Annotated in this window: 21 protein-coding genes; 1 reads left to right on the top strand and 20 read right to left on the bottom strand. The window is 33.9% G+C overall.

Going from position 1 to position 21,004, the window contains the following annotated elements; genetic code table 11:
* Window positions 1-172: 172 nt before the first annotated feature.
* From J1D01_RS08500 to J1D01_RS08530, 7 genes are all read right to left on the bottom strand, one after another.
* A complete protein-coding gene (locus J1D01_RS08500) occupies window positions 173-454 on the bottom strand; it encodes a transposase (protein WP_421150526.1) in 282 nt (93 codons plus the stop codon).
* Window positions 418-1,371 (bottom strand): transposase, encoded by a 954-nt coding sequence (locus J1D01_RS08505; RefSeq protein WP_421150527.1) that lies wholly within the window; start codon window positions 1,369-1,371, stop codon window positions 418-420. The genes J1D01_RS08500 and J1D01_RS08505 overlap by 37 nt, the downstream gene beginning before the upstream one ends.
* Window positions 1,372-1,746: 375 nt before the next feature.
* Window positions 1,747-2,007, bottom strand: a complete 261-nt coding sequence (locus J1D01_RS08510) for a hypothetical protein (protein WP_421150528.1) — start codon at window positions 2,005-2,007, stop codon at window positions 1,747-1,749.
* Window positions 2,008-2,366: 359 nt separating this feature from the next.
* Window positions 2,367-3,029: an ATPase gene (locus J1D01_RS08515; RefSeq protein ID WP_421150529.1), complete on the bottom strand. Its 663-nt coding sequence runs from the start codon at window positions 3,027-3,029 to the stop codon at window positions 2,367-2,369.
* On the bottom strand, window positions 3,026-3,571 hold the full coding sequence (locus J1D01_RS08520) for a hypothetical protein (RefSeq protein WP_421150530.1): 546 nt from the start codon (window positions 3,569-3,571) through the stop codon (window positions 3,026-3,028). Before J1D01_RS08520 ends, J1D01_RS08515 begins: the two co-directional genes overlap by 4 nt.
* On the bottom strand, window positions 3,568-3,846 hold the full coding sequence (locus tag J1D01_RS08525) for a helix-turn-helix domain-containing protein (protein ID WP_421150531.1): 279 nt from the start codon (window positions 3,844-3,846) through the stop codon (window positions 3,568-3,570). The genes J1D01_RS08520 and J1D01_RS08525 overlap by 4 nt, the downstream gene beginning before the upstream one ends.
* A 348-nt stretch (window positions 3,847-4,194) precedes the next feature.
* Window positions 4,195-4,737 (bottom strand): RNA polymerase sigma-70 factor, encoded by a 543-nt coding sequence (locus J1D01_RS08530; protein ID WP_421150532.1) that lies wholly within the window; start codon window positions 4,735-4,737, stop codon window positions 4,195-4,197.
* A 436-nt stretch (window positions 4,738-5,173) separates the two neighbouring features.
* Between J1D01_RS08530 and J1D01_RS08535 the strand changes: the two genes are divergently transcribed.
* Entirely contained in the window at window positions 5,174-5,356 is a 183-nt protein-coding gene (locus J1D01_RS08535) for a helix-turn-helix domain-containing protein (RefSeq protein ID WP_421150533.1), read from the top strand.
* Window positions 5,357-5,574: 218 nt separating this feature from the next.
* Here the strand turns inward: J1D01_RS08535 and J1D01_RS08540 are convergent, their stop codons facing one another.
* The 13 genes from J1D01_RS08540 to J1D01_RS08600 form a co-directional block, all read right to left on the bottom strand.
* Window positions 5,575-6,126 carry a BfmA/BtgA family mobilization protein gene (locus J1D01_RS08540; RefSeq protein WP_421150534.1) on the bottom strand — a complete coding sequence of 184 codons (552 nt, stop codon included), beginning with the start codon at window positions 6,124-6,126 and terminating at the stop codon, window positions 5,575-5,577.
* 433 nt (window positions 6,127-6,559) lie between these two features.
* Window positions 6,560-6,691, bottom strand: a complete 132-nt coding sequence (locus tag J1D01_RS08545; protein ID WP_421150535.1) for a hypothetical protein — start codon at window positions 6,689-6,691, stop codon at window positions 6,560-6,562.
* A gap of 11 nt (window positions 6,692-6,702) precedes the next feature.
* Window positions 6,703-7,152, bottom strand: coding sequence for a JAB domain-containing protein (locus tag J1D01_RS08550; RefSeq protein WP_203255961.1), 450 nt, complete (start codon window positions 7,150-7,152; stop codon window positions 6,703-6,705).
* Between the two features lie 76 nt (window positions 7,153-7,228).
* Window positions 7,229-7,585: a single-stranded DNA-binding protein gene (locus J1D01_RS08555; protein WP_069831868.1), complete on the bottom strand. Its 357-nt coding sequence runs from the start codon at window positions 7,583-7,585 to the stop codon at window positions 7,229-7,231.
* Between the two features lie 624 nt (window positions 7,586-8,209).
* Window positions 8,210-8,755, bottom strand: coding sequence for a hypothetical protein (locus tag J1D01_RS08560; protein WP_421150536.1), 546 nt, complete (start codon window positions 8,753-8,755; stop codon window positions 8,210-8,212).
* Between the two features lie 11 nt (window positions 8,756-8,766).
* Window positions 8,767-8,934, bottom strand: coding sequence for a hypothetical protein (locus tag J1D01_RS08565; protein ID WP_193744009.1), 168 nt, complete (start codon window positions 8,932-8,934; stop codon window positions 8,767-8,769).
* Window positions 8,935-9,190: 256 nt separating this feature from the next.
* Window positions 9,191-10,987, bottom strand: coding sequence for a ParB/RepB/Spo0J family partition protein (locus J1D01_RS08570; RefSeq protein ID WP_421150537.1), 1,797 nt, complete (start codon window positions 10,985-10,987; stop codon window positions 9,191-9,193).
* A 259-nt stretch (window positions 10,988-11,246) separates the two neighbouring features.
* Complete coding sequence (locus J1D01_RS08575; protein ID WP_372938767.1) at window positions 11,247-12,083, bottom strand: DUF932 domain-containing protein; 837 nt, start codon at window positions 12,081-12,083, stop codon at window positions 11,247-11,249.
* A gap of 301 nt (window positions 12,084-12,384) precedes the next feature.
* Window positions 12,385-14,340, bottom strand: coding sequence for a heavy metal translocating P-type ATPase (locus J1D01_RS08580; protein WP_421150563.1), 1,956 nt, complete (start codon window positions 14,338-14,340; stop codon window positions 12,385-12,387).
* Window positions 14,341-14,369: 29 nt separating this feature from the next.
* A complete protein-coding gene (locus J1D01_RS08585) occupies window positions 14,370-14,954 on the bottom strand; it encodes a methyltransferase family protein (protein ID WP_421150538.1) in 585 nt (194 codons plus the stop codon).
* Between the two features lie 55 nt (window positions 14,955-15,009).
* Complete coding sequence (locus J1D01_RS08590; RefSeq protein WP_421150539.1) at window positions 15,010-15,423, bottom strand: Fur family transcriptional regulator; 414 nt, start codon at window positions 15,421-15,423, stop codon at window positions 15,010-15,012.
* Between the two features lie 2 nt (window positions 15,424-15,425).
* Complete coding sequence (locus J1D01_RS08595) at window positions 15,426-16,631, bottom strand: efflux RND transporter periplasmic adaptor subunit (RefSeq protein WP_421150540.1); 1,206 nt, start codon at window positions 16,629-16,631, stop codon at window positions 15,426-15,428.
* A 4-nt stretch (window positions 16,632-16,635) separates the two neighbouring features.
* On the bottom strand, window positions 16,636-20,970 hold the full coding sequence (locus tag J1D01_RS08600) for a CusA/CzcA family heavy metal efflux RND transporter (protein WP_421150541.1): 4,335 nt from the start codon (window positions 20,968-20,970) through the stop codon (window positions 16,636-16,638).
* Between the last annotated feature and the right edge of the window lie 34 nt (window positions 20,971-21,004).

Raw genomic sequence — 21,004 nt, forward strand, 5'->3', positions numbered from 1 at the left:
AAAAAACCTTTAAACACTTGATTTAAGGTTTTTTTGTTTTCAGTGCTCTCACATTTTCTCTAAAATATAAGTAGCTTAAAACCTTTAATTATTACGCCTATTTCATCTTTTCTCTTACCACCAATAAAACATAGCATGCCTGCTATGCTTTCAGGGATGTTTTTCATGTATTTTAAATATTTTTTAAGATTGTAGCCGATGCCGCCAGGTGCATGCATTTATTGACTTGGTTTATGCCAAGGGTATTTACTTTTCCCATACCTAAAAACTGGGTGAGCGTGCCAAATACAGGTTCTACAGTGCTTTGCCGTTTCCCTTTCATGTAACTGCCTTTTTTACTGTTTACTCGGGCTATGTTACGCTGGTATTCTGCGCGGTAATAGGTTACCGTAAACTTCTTTTCCTGTGCCGCTTTTCCTAAACAAGCTCTGCGTACGGGGGGCAGTCTGAACAAAGCTGTTTTGAGCCCCGGTATTCCTTCTTCTTTGTATGGTTCTTCTTTTCATAAAACACCTTTTTAAATGGGATGGTCTTACCTTGAGTACAGATGTAATAATCGTTGTTTTCATTGTATACAAATCCATCTGGACCGCCTTTATAGGTGCCGTGTGGCGGAATGTAACTCTCAATATCTTGGTGCTCCAGAAAGGTATAGTTTTCACCACTGCTGTAACCTGTATCGGCTACACAGGTTTCCATGGTCAGTCCACTCTGCCATAAGCGTTGTTTTACTCGTGTTACTATATCTGGTATATGTTGGCTGTCCTTTCCATCGGCATGACACGCCCTGATATCGCTTATGACATGATGAGCACCATCTACCGTGAGCTGACTTAAATAATTAAGCTTTCTTGCCTTGCCCGGTTTTACACTTATGCGAGCATCTGGATCTGTAGGGCTGTAATGCGTTTTATTGCTCGTATAGCGCGACCCTTTATTCCCTGTTCCTGAGCGATGATTCTGATCTTTTGACCATTTTTTGTTTCGGCTCTTTATAGCTTGTAATTCTTGCTTAGTTGCGGATACCGATTGTTGTGATGGGGAGGCTTTATTAACTTTAGCTGGTCGATAGTCTACCGTTTTATCTCTATGGCTTATATGGCGTATGGCTCGTAAATGAACTTCTAAATCTTCTTCAGGAACTTTAAGATCTAAACTATCCATGGAGGCATTGGCTTTGACTGGTGCAGAATCGATAACTTGGGTATGGCCGCTTACCATTTGCATGGCCACACACTTTTGAAAAACATGGGTAAACAAATCTTCAAAAACAGATTCTGGAAACAACTGGCGCGTTCTACTTATTGTAGAGTGCCATGGGAGCGCTTCGTCGATATCATAGCCTAGAAAATACAGAATGTCTAATCGCAAACTGCAATGGTTGATTAATTTACATTTTCTAAATAACCTACCAGACTAAACTTAAAAAATACAACAGGGTCTATGCTTTTTTGTCCTCAGTTGCCATAATACATCTTCGTTTTTTTACTTAGAAATTCTAAATCTAAAACGGCTGATAGCCTACGATAAAAATTGTCCTTGGGTATTCGTCTACTCAACTGGAAATTGTTGAACAGTTTTTCTTGAAATATTTTTGTGCCTTGCATTATTAAATATACGAAATTTCTGTATATTTAGCAAGGCGTTGTGCAACAGGCACAATGGCTATAAGTAATTGCTTGTTCTCGCCTACTTTTGAAAATCCTCGCGGATTTTCAGTTTGGTGTGTGCTTGCAAAGTTAAGTGCTAAACCACGCAACTACTCATAGGTACTGTGTTAAAAACCAGTACCCGAGTGATTCCTTTTTTTAGATCTGCATTTTCCCCAAAGAAATGACCCGCATTGAAAAGAAACCCTACTAAAAAGATAACACCGAGAACAATAGGAAAGATGGACCGAATGGTATCGGAAATATCATTAACAGAATCTTCAATGCCTCCAACTCGGGCAAAAAGAGCATTTGAAACCAGAAGTAATAAGAGCGTGATATAAGTTGCTTTTTTCATATCAAAAATGAATTTAAAATGGGTTTGATTTTGACATTCAAAAGTTAGCAAAACAACCTATTCTATTTACTGTTTATCAGTTATTTGTGAGTAAAATATTATTTAAAACTGATTGTTGTTAAATGATAATAAACTAGCTTAATTTTAATTATGAAATGGGAAGCGTATGTTGATAAGTTAAAACTGGAGTGAAATATAAAATGCCTAAACCGTCAATAGGGAACGTATTGCTCTAAATTCCTTGTCTTAGTCTTCATTATTTTTTAGATCCTGAAACTTCAAATAAAATAACCTAAGAGGTTTTTATAATTATTACAAAAGAAACCCTTCATAAATCATATTTGCTTTGTTACAAAAAATTAATTTCTCTTGTCCTTACTTCCCTTATCAAAAGCCACTAGGTTAAACAATTCTCGCATTCTAGATCGCACCCTATTTCCGTAACGCGCTTCCAATTCATCGGCATTCAAATTAGTGGTAGCATGTGTTATTAATTTATGCTTTAGAAAAAGATCGTATCGAGAGAGTAAAATTTCTCCCATAACATTACAATCTTTTCCAAAATATCTTCCCGTGGGTTCCACACCCAAATCGTCAAAACAATAAAATTGATGATCGCCATATTGTTCGATAATTCGATAGCCTATGCTATTAAATCCAAAAACAATGTTCCTTGAAGGAATCACTTCATAGGGACGAAAATGCGGTACCATATGTTTTAATAACCGCATGAGCGACGTTTTACCACAACCCACAGGGCCGCTTAACAGTACGCCTTTGTTGATGTCTATTCTAAACTTTTCACAACTAGATTTGTCTTTGATAAAATAGCAACAAAGCTTGTATAGTACCTTATGGTCTTCTTTGTAGATTTTAAACTTTTTACCAAACAGAAGCTTTCCTTTAGCTTCTAGATAGATCAGCATTTTATCAAAATCATACTGAACATATCCTTTTTTGGGTATCCCCAAGCAGAATTCAACGCCGCCTTCTATGATGATATGTGGATGGTCTAGCTTCATAAGGGCTCGTTGTAATTTTTTTCTGAAGTTGTTTTTAAATTGTCTTGAAAATGAACAACTTCTGATATTTTGTCTCCGTTTTTTGTTGTGTTAAAATTCGATTTATCAAAAATTTGCTGTTTGTTATTGTTTTTAAAGTTTTCTATAGTTTGTTTATGTTTGTTTATAGGTATTAACGCTTGTTTAACACTTGTTTGATTTTTAGTATGGCTGTTGTTTACTGCTTGTTCTGTACTTGGTTCAAAATTAAACATCCTGATTTGGCTTCCTTTAAATGGATTATGTGACGGCTTGTACATAAGATATCCCCATGCACCCAATGCTTTAATACACTTATGATAGGTTGCCGTTGATCCTATTTTAGACAAGCACATGACTTCTTGACGATTGATGAAAAATTCTTCTTGAAAATAGTTGTTGTTCCAACACTGAAAAAGGGCTATATAGAGGCTAATATGGGTAGGGTTAAGTCTATTATCTTTAGAAAATTGTTCAAATATACCGTTAAGATGTTTGATATAGTTAATCTCTCTAACAATCATAATTTATTGTGAACCCGGTTATTTTCAAGCACACTTACAATATCCTTGTAGTCATAGTATAGAATCCCTCCTACTTTGGTATAAGGTAAGGTTCCATTAATTCTGAGATTCTGTAATGTTCCTGGTGATACCCCTAGAAGTTTCATAACTTCAGGAGATTTGAGCCACTTTTTGGTAGTGTGCCCATTGTGATTTTGAAGTAATAGTTTAATCTCTTCAAGTAGTTCTAGTTTAAAATCCATGAGATCTTCGGTCGTAATAATTGTTGCTCCCATTTGTAAATGTTTTTTAAAAACAAGACTATTGAACATGATAAACTTCTTAACATCCAATAGCCTTGCATTGATTTGACTTTCGTTCTACAAAATTGTTGGGAATCCTTGGATTTTATTCACAAGCTATACGTAATTACGTAATAATTTTAACATTTTAAAAATTGACAAATTTTTAAGCAATTAACGCTTTTTAATAGCAAATTTTACCAAATTGAGCAACTGTTTTTTTCTAGTTCTTTAGAAAATCACATATCGTTATCTGTTCGTAATTACGTATATATAGCTTGTGAAATATTTCTGGTCTAAATAGGTTTGATCCTGTTCCATATAGAGAACAAAATCCCAATTTTAGAACGTAGTAAAAAGTAGCAATAAACTCTTCATGGTTTTTCTTAGTGTATGAATGGCGGCAACCTTTTGCGATCTTACGGTACTTGCTGTTACCGATAACTCCTCGGCAATCTCGTTGGTACTATAGTTATTAAGGGTGAGTTCCATAACCTTGCCCATCTTTTTGGGCAGCGTCTTTATGGCTTTATACAATTGTGCATAGGTTTCAACCATTGTTACTTGTGAGAGAAAATAATCTTCAGACTCTATTTGTAGTAAATGAGCTGGAGTAGCCTCATTTAAAACTTTAACGTGTTTACTTTTTAAATAGTCTAAACAACGGTTTTTAACAGCATTATAAAAATACCCTTTAATGGCATATTGGCTTTTAAATTGAGGATTCTTTTCCCAAATTTTAATAAAGACTTCTTGTACAATGTCTTTAGACACCTCTATATCTCCTAAATATTTACTAGCAAAAAGGCATAAGGGTGGGTAAAGCGTATTAAACAACGTTTTATACCCTTCTAAACTTATGGGATGTAGCTTGTTTTTAGACATAACATTAATGTTAAAGGAAAACACCTTAAACCTCTATGAACACTGAACTTACTGGTTTTTAGCATTCATATATAACACCCTAAAATTTAAACTAAATAAAATGAGAAAAAATTGGGCGCAGCACTCTACTTACCACATTAGGGGTACTGGTATACCATGCAAACGATAAGAGAGCCCACGCCCGGGTCGTGAGCCATTCTGCTTATCATCTCGTCTGCAAAAAAGTACCAGTTTTCTAACGTGAGACTCAAAGCGATAGCTTCAAATATTTTTTATACGAAGAATCGCAAATTTAATAAATCTAATCAAAGATAATAAAAAATAATTACCTGTACCAGTACCGTTGCTTTTATTAAAAATTTAAAAGAATTTGGGAGCTATAAAATGTTCATTGGGAACCAAAATTGAAAAACATATAATCCTCAAAGTCAGAGAAATGAGACTAGAAAGAAAAATTTCTCAGGTTGCCTTATCTCAGTCTCTTGGGATGAGCAGTAGTTTTGTTTCCCATGTTGAATCGGTTAAAAGAAGAGCAAAATATAATGTGAATCACCTTAACGAGATTGCAAAAATATTTAATTGTTCTCCAAAAGATTTTTGGCCAGATCTTCCTATTTGATATAAATCTAGCTTTAAAGCTTTATCGGATAAGTTAATTTTTTCACCCAAAAAAGTAAACATCTTTGACCTAGAAATTGATGTAGATAATTATATCAAAGAATTAAAAAAGAAATAAACCCTCTGTTTTATAGTTTTATAAACTCGCTTTTTTAATATTAACTATTTATACTTCACTAAAAAACTAGAGCTTTATATTTTATCTAAAAAGAATTAACTTTAGTGTATGACACTATACAAATTCGTTTTAAAATCCTCCAATTCTTTTTTATCCATATCCAGTTTATGATAATCCTTACCAAAAGTATTTCTCACATGCTGTAATCGGTTCAATAATGTTTCCATTGTATTTTTATAATCACTGAGTTGTCGTTGCATCGCTTCATAGCGGTTTTGGTAATGTTTCAATTCAGCATCCTGGGTTAAGGTTTCTGGCGTACCAAATTCAAATACCTCTTCCTCCACGCCTCCTTGTTCCACTTGTGCTATTTCCTTAAAGAGCGTATCCAGCATTGCTTTAGTAGGCAGCGTCTGTTGTTGCTCTATATTACGGACTATGGCTATCAGCGCATTGATACGCTTTTTAGTATCATCGGCTTTAACTTCGAGATTATCATTTGGGTTAAGATGATTCCACTTAAAGAAGTTTAACATGGTCTCCAGCGTCTCCGAATGTGATTTTGAAACATCTTTAGAAAATGCCCGAAAACGCTTAGCTACATCTTTCTTAACATTGATTCCCGAAAAGTCATATGTTGAAAATTTCTTCACTTTTGCTGCAAAATTTGACCTGTTTATAATGGGTTTCAAAGGATTTGCTGCAAACCTCTGAAAATCAGCTCAATTAAATATTTTTCAAACACTTGAATATCAATTGTTTAATCGTGAAAACTAAACCGAAACATCGCGCAGCGTGTTACCCTCTTGCTATTCCTTTTCGTCCCGATTTATCGGGACAAAAAAAATACCATTACATCCAAAAATGTAATGGCTTTTTCTGTAATACAAATTGAAATTAGATTTTTTAAGAGTGTTATTATTGAAGTTTAAAAGTATCTTTAACAAACCGCTCTTTTTGTTGCAGAATATAAAAAAAGACCTCTGAAATTTTCAAAGGTCTTACAACTTTTAAGAGCGTTTATATATTAAACACGTATGTGTAACTATACAAATTTCTTATTGCTTCTTCGTCTAGCATCTTGTCCTAATTTTGATTATTAGCAGATGCATATTCGATAATGTCCTTTCCATATTTATGCTTAACATCTTCTTTAGAATTGTTAAGCAAACGCTCTTGCGCTTCTTCACTCAAATCGGTAAAATTTATATAAATCATAGCTTTTCGTTTTATAAAATTCCGTTATCTGAAAAACTATAATAATCTCCATCAGGTGCAAAAATCAAATGGTCGAGAAGCTTAATATCAAATAATTTTGCAGCATTTTTAATCTTCTTCGTAAGGCTTTTATCAGCTTCACTAGGCATCAATTTTCCACTTGGATGATTGTGCGTTAAAATGATTGCTACCGATAGCGATTTTAAAATGACCGCAAATAAAATTCTCAAATCTACCAACGTTCCGACAATTCCACCTTGTGAAATTTGATATACGCCTTTTACCTTATTGCTATTATTTAGAAGTACAATTTTAAATACTTCGTGTAGTGCAATAGTATCTTTATCCCAATCCTCAAACAACAATTCGGCTGCATCTTGAGAACTGTTTATTTTTTGCCACATAGATGATTTTAAACCGCCTTTGTAGCTAATTTTTATTTCATTAACTTTGTTCTTCATTGTTTCTATTATTAGTTATAGTGAGAATGAAAAAGAGGGCGCATCTTTCCACAGGAACGCCCTCTTTTAATTTCAATTATTCAGTAGCGTTATCCTCGCCTTTAATTCCCAAAAGCAGAATTTCATCAATTACCACTTCGGTAACATATCTTTTTTCTCCCTCTTTGGTTTCATAAGAGCGTGAGGTCAATTTTCCCTCTAATGCTACTTCTTTTCCTTTGCCTACATATTTCTCAACAATTTCGGCAATCTTTCCCCATGCTACAATATTGTGCCATTGGGTGTTTGTCACTTTTTCTCCCTTAGAATCTTTATAAGATTCATTGGTTGCGATTGAAAATTTTGCAACTTTCTTTCCGCTTTCAAGGTTTGTGATTTCTGGCTCGTTTCCGACGTTGCCAATTAACTGTACTTTGTTTCTTAGAGTACTCATAATTAAAAAATTTAAAGATTAATATTGACCTATCTGAACTATTCAGAAAGGCTTTGTTATTGATTTACTTATTATATCCAGAGCGTTTTCCTTTTTTTGTTTTTTTAACTTTTGTTCCGCTTCCTTTTTATTGATTTTGTAAGATTTCATAAGATTCATTTTAGATTTACTTCCCATAGAGCCGACGCTGTTACCTTCTTTTTGTTGCTTAGTGCTTTCGATATTCAGCTTTGTTTAGACATATAAAAAGTGCGAGGCACGAGCCTGGTTATGCTGTCGTTCAAAGCTGAATGTTGTTATTTTGCTGTCAAAAAAAGGTATGACGGTGTTGGATTACGGAAGTGATTCTAAAGTCTTTGTGAAATACAAAATCATAGGAAGTGGAACAAAATGCAAATACATTTTCCTTGTCTGGCGGACTTGATTCGCACTTTTTACTTGGAAATGAAGTGTTCCTTTCCAGAGCAACGGAAAGGGTTAACGGAATGAAAAGTCAAAAGTGTGGATTATGTCCAAGACTTATTATAATGAAGTTCTTTTTCAGGAATGAAGTTTTTACGGAATGAAAGGAAATGTGCTGAATGGAATAATAAGATAATCCTCCCTTGTTAGCTGAATATTATTTCAAAACAGTTTCTCTTGAATATCCAAAATACCATCATCTTTTGACACTTTGTTCTTTTTCAAAATACTCTTAAGCGCTTTTCTTCGCTTATCATAAATCCATAATCTCAGATTTTTTAAGAGTCCTTTTTCATAATCTGACAGTTCTTTTGGTGCTATTTCAATCATAGCTTCTAACTGGTCTTTACTTTTAGTCTGCATTGCATATTGAAGCCCTAACCATGTGTAAATGTTTGCCCATTCTGTTTGCATGGGTGCTTCGTAAGTTCTTGGCATCATATAGGCTAAAGTCTCTGTTAGTGATGCCGTTTTATCTCCAGTCATTGAGCATATTATTCGTGATAATTTGATTCTACCAAGAATATCCTTTGGTATAATATCTTGCCATGCCGATTTAAAAACAATGATTGGACTCGCAAGGCAATCCATAAAATCGAAGACGAAATCGCTCTTATCCTTTTTAGTTGGTTTTACTACTTTTTCTTTTGCTAAAATCGGCTTAGATTCAAAACCGAAATCGAACTGAACTACTTTTAAATTTTCCATGATGTGAGATTTTAGCTTAAACAATTAGTTAATAATACCTGGTAATTTTCAGGATGCTTTTCTCTGTAATAAGCCAAATGACTTTCTCCACTATCGACATCGTAATTTTCACTACTTACTCGATAATGTTCTTCTGCTTCTTGTAATGAGATGCTGGGTTTTTCAGATACTTGTTTCATAATTCTAAGATTTTTTGATTAAACAATATTTGAGCAGTACCCAAACGGAAGCTAAAATCACAGCTCAAAAGGAAACGGAATAAATAAGCGTTGGATGATGCGTATGCTTTATGCCGTAGTCTTTTGATGGGTGTATTTTACGAGTTTACCTTTGCGCTGATATTGATTGAATAGGTTCTACTTACCTTTTTTTAAAGGACTATATAAAAAAATAAGAGCCAGCACGAATGCTGACCCTTACTTCCAACAACAAAAGCTAATCGTTTAATTCCTGAATTTTCTTTTCAAGATTTCCTATTCGCTCTTTCAAACGTGCTTCACGCTTGTTTCTCTCTTCTGCATATTCCTTTTCAATATTGGCAATTTTGGTTTTATAATACCCTTGCATCGCATTGTAGAATGAAATGTTCGTTAAGTTATTAACGTGATTGCTTTCGCCAAAATGTACTTGCTTGGTAAGGATGTACCGAATCAACTTATAAAAGGTTTCTTTTTTGAAATTCTTTTTGAAGTTCTCGACAGTTTCAACATCAGTCTTCTTGGATGTGTTACCCAATAATTTTGAAAAGTGTTTTTGTCGACCTACATAGTCCACATTGTTTTCAAATAAAGTTAATGAAAAAGCCACCATTTCATCTACCGAAAGTGATTTCTTCTTTTCAATATAATCGGTTCCACGAATCATCTGAACAATGTCCTCAAATTCCTTATTGTACTCGATATGTCGCTTTCTGATTTCCCTTTCATTGATTTTAACGATTTGCTCTTCAGGCGAACACTCTGCCATTTTTCTATTTGCTAACGGTTCAGAGTATATAGAATTTACAGTTTTTGAATCTTCTATTACCTTCACAAAGATTGCTTTGTGAACATACGTTTTTGGATGAAACATAATACCTTTTACGAATCCGTTTTCTTTTGCGGAATTATACACTTCCAATTCTTCCTTGTAATTATCAACCGCTTCTTCAAGTTCATCTTTCAGCTCATCTTCAGAATAGTCGTAATGTTGGTATTCTGTCTTAATTGCTTCCATTGTAGGTTCAATAGGTTCCTCGATTATTTCAACATCGTCCAGAAGATAGACTTTCAATCCATTTTTTTCCAATTGCGAAATAATGAGCTGGTTATTCTCGTCATCTACCCAGTATTTGCGAATTTCAGGAATCAACAGAATGTTTTCTTTCTTCGATTTTTCAATCAGGTTCAAGAATGACTTGCTTTTCTTTGTTTCATAACAAGCTGATTTTGTACACACCATTTTACTATCGCCGAATAAATTCCCTTGATTTGCTGCGTTGAACGGACATGTTGTACAGGCACCAGCTTTTGTTATTAATTTTTCATCGACCACATCGAAAGGTGCATTCTCCAAATCATAAGTCTGGTTTTTAATCATCTGATTAATTTGATGGGCATTAAAATCCTCTCCCATTGTTTCCAGCATCATTTGCTGTTCCTCTGGCTCGAAAAGCGCCACACCTACACCTAACGAAATCGCCATTTCGCCATTACGAACAAAGACTTTAAAACCTTCAATTAGACCTGCTAATTTTAAACGTTGCCTTACAAAGTTTTCTGTTCTTCCCAACCGCTTTGAAATCTCCGTTGGCGCATATTTTTCGCTCAGGAATGCTACAGCTTCAGCTTCTTCAGTAGGTTCAACATCTTGTCTTTGCAGATTTTCGATAATTTGAATTTCCAGAACATCATTATTATCGAATGCTCTAACGATGCTCGGAATGGTTTTCTTTTTCGCCAATTTACTTGCGCGATATCGACGTTCGCCTATGACGATGATGTAATCTTTTCCAGATTTTCGGACCGTAATAGGTTGTAGGACACCGTGTTCTTCGATGCTTTCAGCCAGTTGTTTTAGAGCTTCCTCGTTAAAGGTTTTTCTTGGTTGCATTGGGTCAGGAATAATCCTTCCGATAGATAGTTCTTGAACTTGAAGTCCAATGGCGCCTTGTGTCAATTTCTTCTTGACTTCATTTTTCATGGTGGCTGTTGCCTTTCCGTTTTTGCTTGTAGTACTTGCTTTTGTTGTCATAATACATAAATTTTAGATTAAACAATATTTTTGCAGAACCAAACAGAAGACAAAATTTCTGCTCAAAAGGAAACGGAATAAATGAGTTGTGGGCGAAGCGTTGGCTTTATGCCGTAGTCTTTTGATGATAATATTTTGCGAGTTTATCTTTGTACCAATATTGATATAGATATCTCTCCCCTTTTTTAGCAGAAATAAAGTATGAATCTAAAAAATGCTCTAGTTTTAAGGTACTAGAGCAACCTTTAATTATTGGATATTAAACCATTTCATATATTTCATTGAATAGTTTTTTATCCCACTTTTCTTGTTGTGAAAATGTCTTCTTCAATGTATTGTGTAACATGGAATTGAAGGCATTGTAGCCTAACCATAAATTCGGTTCCTCGTTTAGCAGTAGTGCTTCGTAGTTCAAGGTTTCAAGAACTTCACGGGATTTCTTTGAAGGCTCTTCGTTTTTATCACTACATTCATATTTGAACAGCTTAGTTTTATCCAAAATTGCTTTTACAAATTCTTTTGTGTCGATGATTTTAAAGTCTTTCATCTTTTCAAATTTCTTGACGATGGTATAAAACTCATTGTTCAGGAACTTATCGAATAAGCCATTCATTCTTGGCATAATCAATTCTGTATTATTTTTGCTATGCTTTATGGAAAACTCAATTTCTGCTTGCGAAACGTGCAGTCCATTTGAGCATACTTTTCTGTAAAAACCAAAATGTCCGGAAGTCTTCTCACTACCATCATAAGAATTTTTAAATCGTAGCATGGGTAGTATTAAATCTTCCTTGTTTTTCAATTTAAACTGATTGCTATCTTCAATGATAAAATCTATTATGAAAGACCTATCATTTCTATTAACGCTTCGTTTGTGATAGTTTAGTCCAGCATCCAAAAGCATCTGTTCCGCTTTTTTGAAGAATAATTGATTGGGAATATGGCCATAACTGTTTGATACCACATTAACGATTTTACCATTTGAGATAATGGCATTTTCAAGTCCTCTACGAGATTCCATCTGCGTGAGGCTTTTTAAGGATTTCATTTCTGAAGAAACAAAAATCTCATCTTGTTGTAAATTACTTAAATACATAATATTTGATTTTAGATTAAACAATATTTAAGCTAGAACCAAACGGAAGCTGAAATCACAGCTCAAAAGGAAACGGAATAAATAAGCGTTGGATATTGCAATGGCTTTATGCCGTAGTCTTTTGATGGGTGTATTTTACGAGTTTAACTTGCTTCACATATTGTATGAATAACTCTTTTTTTTAATAACGCTCTTGTTACTAAATATAGATTAATAAAATAAAAATCAGGTATAATTTAAAAACTAAAAACCCTCACAATTGTGAGGGTTTTTAGTTTACAAAAATACGCTTCAATAAGCTTTAATCAACCCATTTCATGCGCTGTAATCTAACAGCATTCAATATTGCTAACAATGCAACACCAACATCTGCAAAAACCGCTTCCCACATAGTTGCTAAACCACCTGCACCTAATATTAGAACAATTACTTTTACACCGAATGCTAATATGATATTTTGCCAAACAATTTTGCGAGTGGAACGACTAATTTTAATAGCCCTAACTACTTTTGAAGGTTGGTCTGTTTGAATAATAACATCTGCGGTTTCTATTGCGACATCACTTCCCAATCCACCCATTGCAATTCCTACATCACTTGCTGCTAAAACTGGTGCATCATTAATGCCATCGCCTATAAAAGCAATCTTATTATTGGGGTTTTGTTTTAAAATTTCAACTTCATTCAATTTGTCTTCTGGTAATAAACCACCTTTAGCAATTTCGATATTTAATTTGGAAGCTACTTTTTGAGTTATGGAATCCTTGTCGCCAGAGAGCATCATTATATTCTTGACACCTACTTTATGCAATGCAGTAATCGTTTCTTTTGCATCCTCTTTTAATTCATCAGCAATAACCACATAGCCTGCAAATGTATTGTCTATAGATACCAAAACAATCGATTCTACAATAGTTTCTGTTTCTTCTAAAACATTAATATTATTGGCTGTCATTAGGGCTTTGTTACCAACTAAAACAGTCTTACCGTTTACGATACCTTTTAGGCCTTTACCTGCTATTTCGGATACTTCTGAAGCTTCATAATCTGTACCTTCATCTTTATATTCTAAAATGGCTTTTGCGATTGGATGTGTGGATTGTTCTTCCATCGCCATTAGGTATTTCATAAACTCTTTCTCATCCCAATTGATAGCTTCAATCTTTTTAATTTTAAAGACGCCTTTCGTAACCGTCCCTGTCTTATCCATTACCAATGTATTTATCTTGGTCATGACATCTAAAAATGAAGCGCCTTTAAACAAAATTCCGTTTTTTGAAGCTGCTCCTAATCCCCCGAAATAACCCAACGGAATGGATATAACCAAAGCACAAGGACAAGAAATCACAAGAAAAATCAAGGCACGATATAACCAATCTCTAAAAACATAATCATCTACAAAAAAGTACGGTAAAAATGTAACTGCAATAGCCAGAAACACAACTATTGGCGTATAAATTCGAGCAAATTGTCTAATGAATAATTCTGTTTTCGATTTACGAGCTGTTGCATTCTGCACCATATCGAGTATACGTGCAATGGAACTATCCTTAAATTCTTTGGTGGTTTCTATTTCAATAACTCCATCCATATTAATACTTCCTGCAAATACTTTTTCGCCTTTTGCAATCGTATCAGGTTTGCTTTCGCCTGTCAATGCCGCTTTATTAAATGAGCCTTTTTCGGAAAGCAGAATACCATCTAAAGGAATTTTTTCTCCAACACGTACTTGAACTTTTTCGCCAATTTCAACGGTTTCTGGACTAACAGAAATGTAATCACTATTGCGATATACCAATGCTTCATTAGGACGTACATCTAACAAAGCTTTTATATTCCCTTTTGCTCTGTTAACTGCTGCATTTTGGAATAATTCCCCAACTGCGTAAAACAACATGACTGCAACACCCTCAGGATATTCGCCAATAATAAACGCACCAATAGTAGCAATGGACATTAAAAAGAACTCTGTAAACACATCGCCTTTTTTAATACTTTCCCAACCTTCCTTTACAACAGGAAGTCCAACTGGCAAATAAGCAATACCATACCATATAATGCGAATCCAATCCTTGAAAAAGGTAACATCAAAATAGTCTAACCCAATACCAATAATTAGCATTGTAAAACTAATGATAGCTGGAATATAGGTATTAATCTTACTAGAGTTGCCACTATGATTGTGACCATCATCGTGACTATGTTGTTCTTCTGAATTTGGTTTTAAATCTCTTAAATTGATTTTCTTTTTTTTCATCATTATTTAATTCTTTAGATAAGATATATTTATATCCAACGTCTTACTTTTTTTGCATACTCTAAATAATCATTCTCGAATTCTCTTTTTAAAAACTCTTCTTCTAATCGAATTTGGGTATTTATACTTATTGTCGATAATGAGATTATCAATAATGTAAAAGCGTTTGGAATCACTAAAAACAATCCAATATTTGCAATCATTATTCCTAAAAATATTGGGTTTCTTGAAATTGAAAACAATCCTTTGATAACTAATTTTGTCTTGTTTTTCTCATCGATCCCAATTCTCCATGAATTGGCCATTTGTGATTGAGCAATACAAACTACAATTAGAGAAAGAAATAAAAATCCCCAACCTATTTTAGACAAGATATTATTTTCTAAATACCAAAATGGAAGCAGATAATCATACCAATTGTTTTTAAAAGCATAAATACCTACAATGATAATCTCAAACAATGTGATAAATGTAAAAACCTTACCATTATAACCGTGAGCATCATCTATTTTATTAAAAGTTATTGGGTTAATTCCAGTTTTTTTCCAAAGTAAAATTGATCTGATTACAAAGACTAGAAAAAAATATAATATGAGATATGCGAATAACAACATCGTTTCTAATTTTATGTAAAAATGCTCAAAAAACCAATGCAATGGAAGTGCATTATTAACTGCTGCATTTATCGCAAATACCCTTTACTACCAAGTTTACATTTTCTGAAACAAAACCATCAGGCACTTTAATTTTCGGGATTTTATGTTCTGTTAAACAAACGGTTTCGTTACAGTTGTTACAATGAAAATGTAAATGTAAATCGGTTTCAATTTCGCAATTACATCCTTTTTCACAAAGCGCATATTTTGTAATTCCTGTACCATCGTCTATTTGATGGACGATACCCTTATCTTCAAATGTTTTTACTGTTCTATACAATGTAGTTCTATCTGCTTTATCAAAAGCACTTTCGATATCACTTAATGTTACTGCTATTTGTTTCTCAGCAAGAAACTTATAAATTAATAAACGCATTGCCGTAACACGTATATTTTTTGACTCTAATAATTGTTCTATGGTTTGCATAATTAATGTTCGTGTTCTGCTTCTCCTTTTTTCATTTCGGCTATTAAATAATAGGCATTATTATAAGCAAAGTTTATATTTGGTTTTATATCTTCAGAAAATTGAATAGCTATCCAATTGCCATCTTTTGCTCCTAAAAGCACTTCAACTGGTTTAAAACTCCAATCGTCATTTTCTTTTTCTGCCGAAAACACAAAAAATTTATCACCTTCTTTTACTATCGCACTTTCGGGCAATGCCATAGTTTGTGTGTTTTCTGTTTGAATTTTTCCTTGAATATACATTCCAGGAATTAAGTTACCTTTCTTGTTTTCAATTTCAGCGTGTAGGTGTACTGCTTTAGGGTTATCTTCAAATGTTTTACTTACGGAATAGATTTCTGCGGTAAGCTCTGTATCTGGAATGGATTGAACTGTAAAGTTTACTTTTTGACCTTTCTGTACCTTATAAACATCTTTTTCAAACACCATTAAGTCGGCGTGAACGTGATGTGTATTTACTATTTCAAAAAGTTCGGTTTGAGGTTCAACATACTGTCCTGTTTTTACTTCTACCTTTTGCACGTAGCCTTCAATAGGACTGCGTAATGATATACTTTGAGCAATTGTTCCATTTCGTACTGATGACGTGTTTATATTTAATAGTTTCAATTGGGCTTCCAATCCATTTACCATTGCTTTAGAGGCAATATATTCGGCTTCGGCCTTTTGAAAATTTGCACCAGAGCCAACTCCTGCATCATATAATTTTTGTTGACGCTCAAAGTTCTTCTTTAAAAAACTACTATTGCTAAAAGCATTCAAATAATCGGTTTGCATTTGAATAATATTTGGATGTGAAAGATATGCCACAACTTGACCTTTATTCACTTTGTCTCCTTCAATCACTTTTATGGATAACACATTTGCACCAACTACAGAAGTTATTGCTGCTTCACTTTGTGGTGGTACTTCCAATGTACCATTTGCTTCTACATAACCACTCATATTACGCAATGCAATGGTGTCTATCTTCATTTTTAAGGTCTCAAACTGTTGTTGTGAAAGCAATACTTCTTCGCCTTCGCTATGGTCATCGTTTTCTTCAGTTTTTTGTTCTTCGTTATGGAAATGACCATCACCTTCTTTATGGCTTTCTTTATTTCCGCAAGCAACAACTAAAAATGAAACTGTTAGTAGTGCTAAAATTATATATCGTGTGTTTTTCATTGTCTTATTGATTAAAATATTGTAGTTGAAATGTGCTTTCTAAATAATTTATTAATGCTTCTTGAGATTGTAATTCAGATTGAATAGCTTCTTTTATAAGTTGTGTAAACGCTGTGTAATCAATCTCTCCTTCTTTATAAGCAAACAAAGCACCAGTTTTTTGTTCTTTAATAAGTGGTAATACTTCATCCTTATAGAACAGCCAAGATGTTTTCCATTTTTGGTGATTTTCTTTGGCTTGATTAAATTTAGATTGCACTTCCTTTTGCTTGAACTGCATATTTGATTCGGCAATTTGCCTATCAATTTTTGCAGTTCTAACTTGTGCTTTTGTTGTACCAGATAAAAACGGTATGGAAATACCAGCTTGATAGGTATAAAACCCTGAATTTCCATTTACTTTTTGTAAACCACCTTGAAGGTTTAACTTTGGTAAATTTTCAGCTTTGGCAGCTTTAAAGTTTGCTTCTGCCTCTGCGAATTGAAGTTGAGAAAAACTATATAAAGGGTGTGTTTCTAAAGTAAAGGATTCTACATTTATTTCGCTCGCTATATCAATTTCATCTGAAACCGTATAAAAAACATCTGAAATCAACCACAAGTTTAATTGTTGTAAAGCAATAGCATATTCACTTTTTGATTGCAAAAATTTATTCTGAATCTGTAAGGCTTGATTTTTGGCTGCTGCATATTCCAGTTTAGAAATGGCTTCTACTTCATAATTTAAAGCAACTGCTTTTTCAAAGTTGGTATAGATGGAATCTAACTCTTTGTATAAATTATAATTCCTTTTACTCTGTAAAGCATTTGCCCACGCTTTCTTTACCTCCAGTTCTAAATCTAATTCTGAAAGCTTAAACGCTTTTTGAGCTAACTGAATGCGTTGCTCCTGTAATTTTCTTTTTGGCGCTATACCAAATACATCAATATTTGATTGACCAACTCCAATAGTGGTGTAAATACCATTTCCGTTATTAATTTCTTCACCTCCCGTAAAAATTTGGGTAGTACCAAAATCGAAAGCAGTTCCTTTTAATTGTTGTTGCTTAACAATTTCGAGTTGTTGTTGTTTTAAACTTGGATAGTTTTCTTTAGCCAATTTTACAGCTTCTTGCATCGAAATAATTGGTAAAGAATCATTTATTTGTTGCGCATCTCCTGTTATTGGCAACAAAAACATAAAAGCTATGACAGCAGTAACTGTAATTACTTTTTTATTTGCTCTAAACTTAAATGATTTGTTTTCTACCCAATGATACAATATAGGTAAAACGAATAATGTTAATAATGTAGAGGTTAACAAACCACCAATTACAACGGTTGCTAAAGGTCGTTGTACTTCTGCACCTGCTGATGATGAAATAGCCATTGGTAAAAAGCCTAATACATCTGTAAAGGCAGTTAGCATAATAGGTCTGATTCTTCGTTTAGTACCTTCTATAATTCTATCTTTTAGATTGGTAATTCCCTCTTCTTTTAACTCATTCAGACCACTAATCATTACTAATCCGTTTAATACTGCAACACCAAACAACACAATAAAACCAACACCTGCCGAGATACTAAATGGCATATCTCGTAACCACAACGCTACAACACCACCAATGGTTGCCATTGGGATTGCGATGTAAATCATCAAGGTTTGTGGTAAGGATTTTAGAGCAAAATAAATTAGCACAAAAATGAGTAACAAGGCAATAGGCACAACTGTTTGTAAACGGTTACTGGCACGTTCTAAATTTTCAAAAGCACCACCATAGCGAATAAAATAACCTGATGGAAGTTTTAATTGTGCATCTAATTTTGATTTAATTTCTGTAACTAACGATTTTACGTCACGCCCTCTAACATTGACACCTACGTAGGTTCTTCTGTTTGTATTGTCTCTACTGATTTGCATTGGACCAGCTTTGTAGCTAACATCCGCAATTTCACGTAATGGAATTTGAGAGCCAGAAGGTAGGTTGATATACAAGTTTTGAACATCGGAAATATCTTTTCGGTTTTGAGCACTTAAACGTACTACCAAATCGAAACGTTTTTCACCTTCAAAAATAACACCTGCTATACCACCTGCAAATGCAGATTGTATGGTTTGATTAAGCGTATTTATTTGAAGTCCGTATTGTGCCAATTTATTTCTATTGTAATTAATAGTCATTTGTGGTAGACCTGTTGTGGCTTCCGCTTTCATATCTCCAATACCTTCAGTACCTGCAATAATTTTAGATATTTCTTCTGCTTTTTGAGATAGAATGTCAATATCTTCACCATAGAGCTTTATGGCAATATCTTCACGAACTCCTTCAAGCAATTCATTGAAACGCATCTCGATAGGTTGTGTAAACTCATAATTAACACCAGGAACCATTTCAATTGCTTCTTTCATAGCCTCAATTAATTCATCCTTTGACTCTACTGTTGTCCATTCGCTTTTGGGTTTCAGAATCACAAAAACATCGGCAATATCCATTGGCATTGGGTCTGTTGGAATTTCAGCAACCCCAATACGACTAACAATTTTATCGACTTCTGGAAATTTTGCTTTTACTATTTGTTCTATTTTAGTGGTAGTTTCAATGGTTTCTGTAAGGGAACTACCTGGTTTTAAAATAGCGTGAAATGCAATATCCCCTTCATCCAATTGCGGGATAAACTCACCACCCATTCGAGAAAACATAAAAACTGTAATTCCGAACAATACAACTGCAACACCAATTACCCATTTACCTTTTCGTAAGGCTCTAACCAATAAAGGTTGATATTTGTCTTCAACCCAATTTACAAATCTATCTCCATAGGATTTTTTATCATTTTTTGGAGCTCTTAATATTAAAGCTGACATCATTGGTACATAGGTTAAACACAGTACCATTGCTCCAATCATAGCAAAAATAAAAGTCAAAGCCATTGGTTTAAACATTTTTCCTTCTATACCTTGCAAGGCTAAAATGGGAAGAAAAACGATAAGGATAATTAATTGACCGAAGAACGCAGCATTCATCATCTTTTTTGAAGCATTAGTAGCAACTTTATCTCTTTCTTTGGATGTAAGTTGTTTCTTTTTCAAAACTTGTGATGCTATAAGAAAAACAGTACTTTCGACAATAATTACAGCTCCATCTACAATGATTCCAAAATCTATTGCTCCTAAACTCATTAAGTTTACCCAAACATCAAAAACGTCCATTAAAATAAAAGCGAATAATAAGGATAATGGAATAGTAGAAGCCACTATTAAACCACCTCGCCAATTACCTAACAAAAAAACCAACACAAAAATGACAATTAATGCGCCTTCAATAAGATTAGTTGTAACCGTAGAAGTTGTTTCGCTAATTAATTTACTTCGGTCTAATAATGGCTCAATAATTACGCCTTCGGGTAATGACTTTTCAATTTGAGACATTCGCTCTTTTACGTTTGCAATAACATCATTGGAATTTGCTCCTTTTAGCATCATAACCAAACCACCTACTACTTCGCCTTCTCCATCTTGTGTTAATGCACCATAACGAATAGCTGAACCAAATTGTACTTTGGCAATATCGCCAATAGTAACAGGAATGTTATTAATATTCTTGACAGTGATTTTTTTAATATCATCTAAATTTCGTACTAAGCCTTCTCCTCGAATAAAGTTAGCTTGATGGTTCTTCTCAATATATGCACCTCCTGTATTTTGATTATTGGCTTCAAGAGCATTAAACACATCTGTAATTGTTAGACCAATAGCATTTAAATCGTTTGGATCAACTGCTACTTCGTACTGTTTAATTTTACCACCAATAGCGTTTACTTCTACCACACCAGGAACCATTGCCATTTGACGCTGTACAATCCAATCTTGCATTGAGCGTAAATCTGCAATATCGTATTTGTCTTTATATTCTGGTGCTACTTTTAATGTATATTGGTAAATCTCTCCTAAACCTGTTGAAATAGGTCCCATTGTAGGTTCGCCAAAGCCACTTGGAATTTGTTCTTTAACTTCGTTTAGCTTTTCAGCTACTAATTGACGTGGTAGATACGTTCCCATATCATCATCAAATACTATGGTAACAACTGATAAACCAAAACGAGAAATTGACCTTATTTCTTGAACATCAGGAAGATTGCTCATTACTACCTCAATAGGGTATGTTACACACTGTTCAATGTCCTCTGTACCTAAATTGGGGGATTGTGTAATAACCTGTACCTGGTTATTGGTTACATCTGGAACAGCATCTATTGGTACTTTGGTCATACTCCAAATACCTGCTCCAATTATGGTTAGCGTAAGCAAACCAATTATGAATTTGTTATTGATTGAAAAATCAATGATTTTATTAATCATAGAATTATAGTTATAATGAATTTATAAATAAAGA

The organism is Seonamhaeicola sp. NFXS20, assembly GCF_049132085.1.
In the GTDB taxonomy this organism is placed as follows: domain Bacteria; phylum Bacteroidota; class Bacteroidia; order Flavobacteriales; family Flavobacteriaceae; genus Seonamhaeicola.

Bases quoted from the DNA above. Each gene is read 5' to 3' on its own strand.
- J1D01_RS08510 (WP_421150528.1), bottom strand. From the start codon at position 2,007: ATGAAAAAAGCAACTTATATCACGCTCTTATTACTTCTGGTTTCAAAT.
- J1D01_RS08515 (WP_421150529.1), bottom strand. From the start codon at position 3,029: ATGAAGCTAGACCATCCACATATCATCATAGAAGGCGGCGTTGAATTC.
- J1D01_RS08520 (WP_421150530.1), bottom strand. From the start codon at position 3,571: ATGATTGTTAGAGAGATTAACTATATCAAACATCTTAACGGTATATTT.
- J1D01_RS08525 (WP_421150531.1), bottom strand. From the start codon at position 3,846: ATGGGAGCAACAATTATTACGACCGAAGATCTCATGGATTTTAAACTA.
- J1D01_RS08530 (WP_421150532.1), bottom strand. From the start codon at position 4,737: ATGTCTAAAAACAAGCTACATCCCATAAGTTTAGAAGGGTATAAAACG.
- J1D01_RS08535 (WP_421150533.1), top strand. From the start codon at position 5,174: ATGAGACTAGAAAGAAAAATTTCTCAGGTTGCCTTATCTCAGTCTCTT.
- J1D01_RS08545 (WP_421150535.1), bottom strand. From the start codon at position 6,691: ATGATTTATATAAATTTTACCGATTTGAGTGAAGAAGCGCAAGAGCGT.
- J1D01_RS08550 (WP_203255961.1), bottom strand. From the start codon at position 7,152: ATGAAGAACAAAGTTAATGAAATAAAAATTAGCTACAAAGGCGGTTTA.
- J1D01_RS08555 (WP_069831868.1), bottom strand. From the start codon at position 7,585: ATGAGTACTCTAAGAAACAAAGTACAGTTAATTGGCAACGTCGGAAAC.
- J1D01_RS08560 (WP_421150536.1), bottom strand. From the start codon at position 8,755: ATGGAAAATTTAAAAGTAGTTCAGTTCGATTTCGGTTTTGAATCTAAG.
- J1D01_RS08565 (WP_193744009.1), bottom strand. From the start codon at position 8,934: ATGAAACAAGTATCTGAAAAACCCAGCATCTCATTACAAGAAGCAGAA.
- J1D01_RS08570 (WP_421150537.1), bottom strand. From the start codon at position 10,987: ATGACAACAAAAGCAAGTACTACAAGCAAAAACGGAAAGGCAACAGCC.
- J1D01_RS08575 (WP_372938767.1), bottom strand. From the start codon at position 12,083: ATGTATTTAAGTAATTTACAACAAGATGAGATTTTTGTTTCTTCAGAA.
- J1D01_RS08580 (WP_421150563.1), bottom strand. From the start codon at position 14,340: ATGAAAAAAAAGAAAATCAATTTAAGAGATTTAAAACCAAATTCAGAA.
- J1D01_RS08585 (WP_421150538.1), bottom strand. From the start codon at position 14,954: ATGTTGTTATTCGCATATCTCATATTATATTTTTTTCTAGTCTTTGTA.
- J1D01_RS08590 (WP_421150539.1), bottom strand. From the start codon at position 15,423: ATGCAAACCATAGAACAATTATTAGAGTCAAAAAATATACGTGTTACG.
- J1D01_RS08595 (WP_421150540.1), bottom strand. From the start codon at position 16,631: ATGAAAAACACACGATATATAATTTTAGCACTACTAACAGTTTCATTT.
- J1D01_RS08600 (WP_421150541.1), bottom strand. From the start codon at position 20,970: ATGATTAATAAAATCATTGATTTTTCAATCAATAACAAATTCATAATT.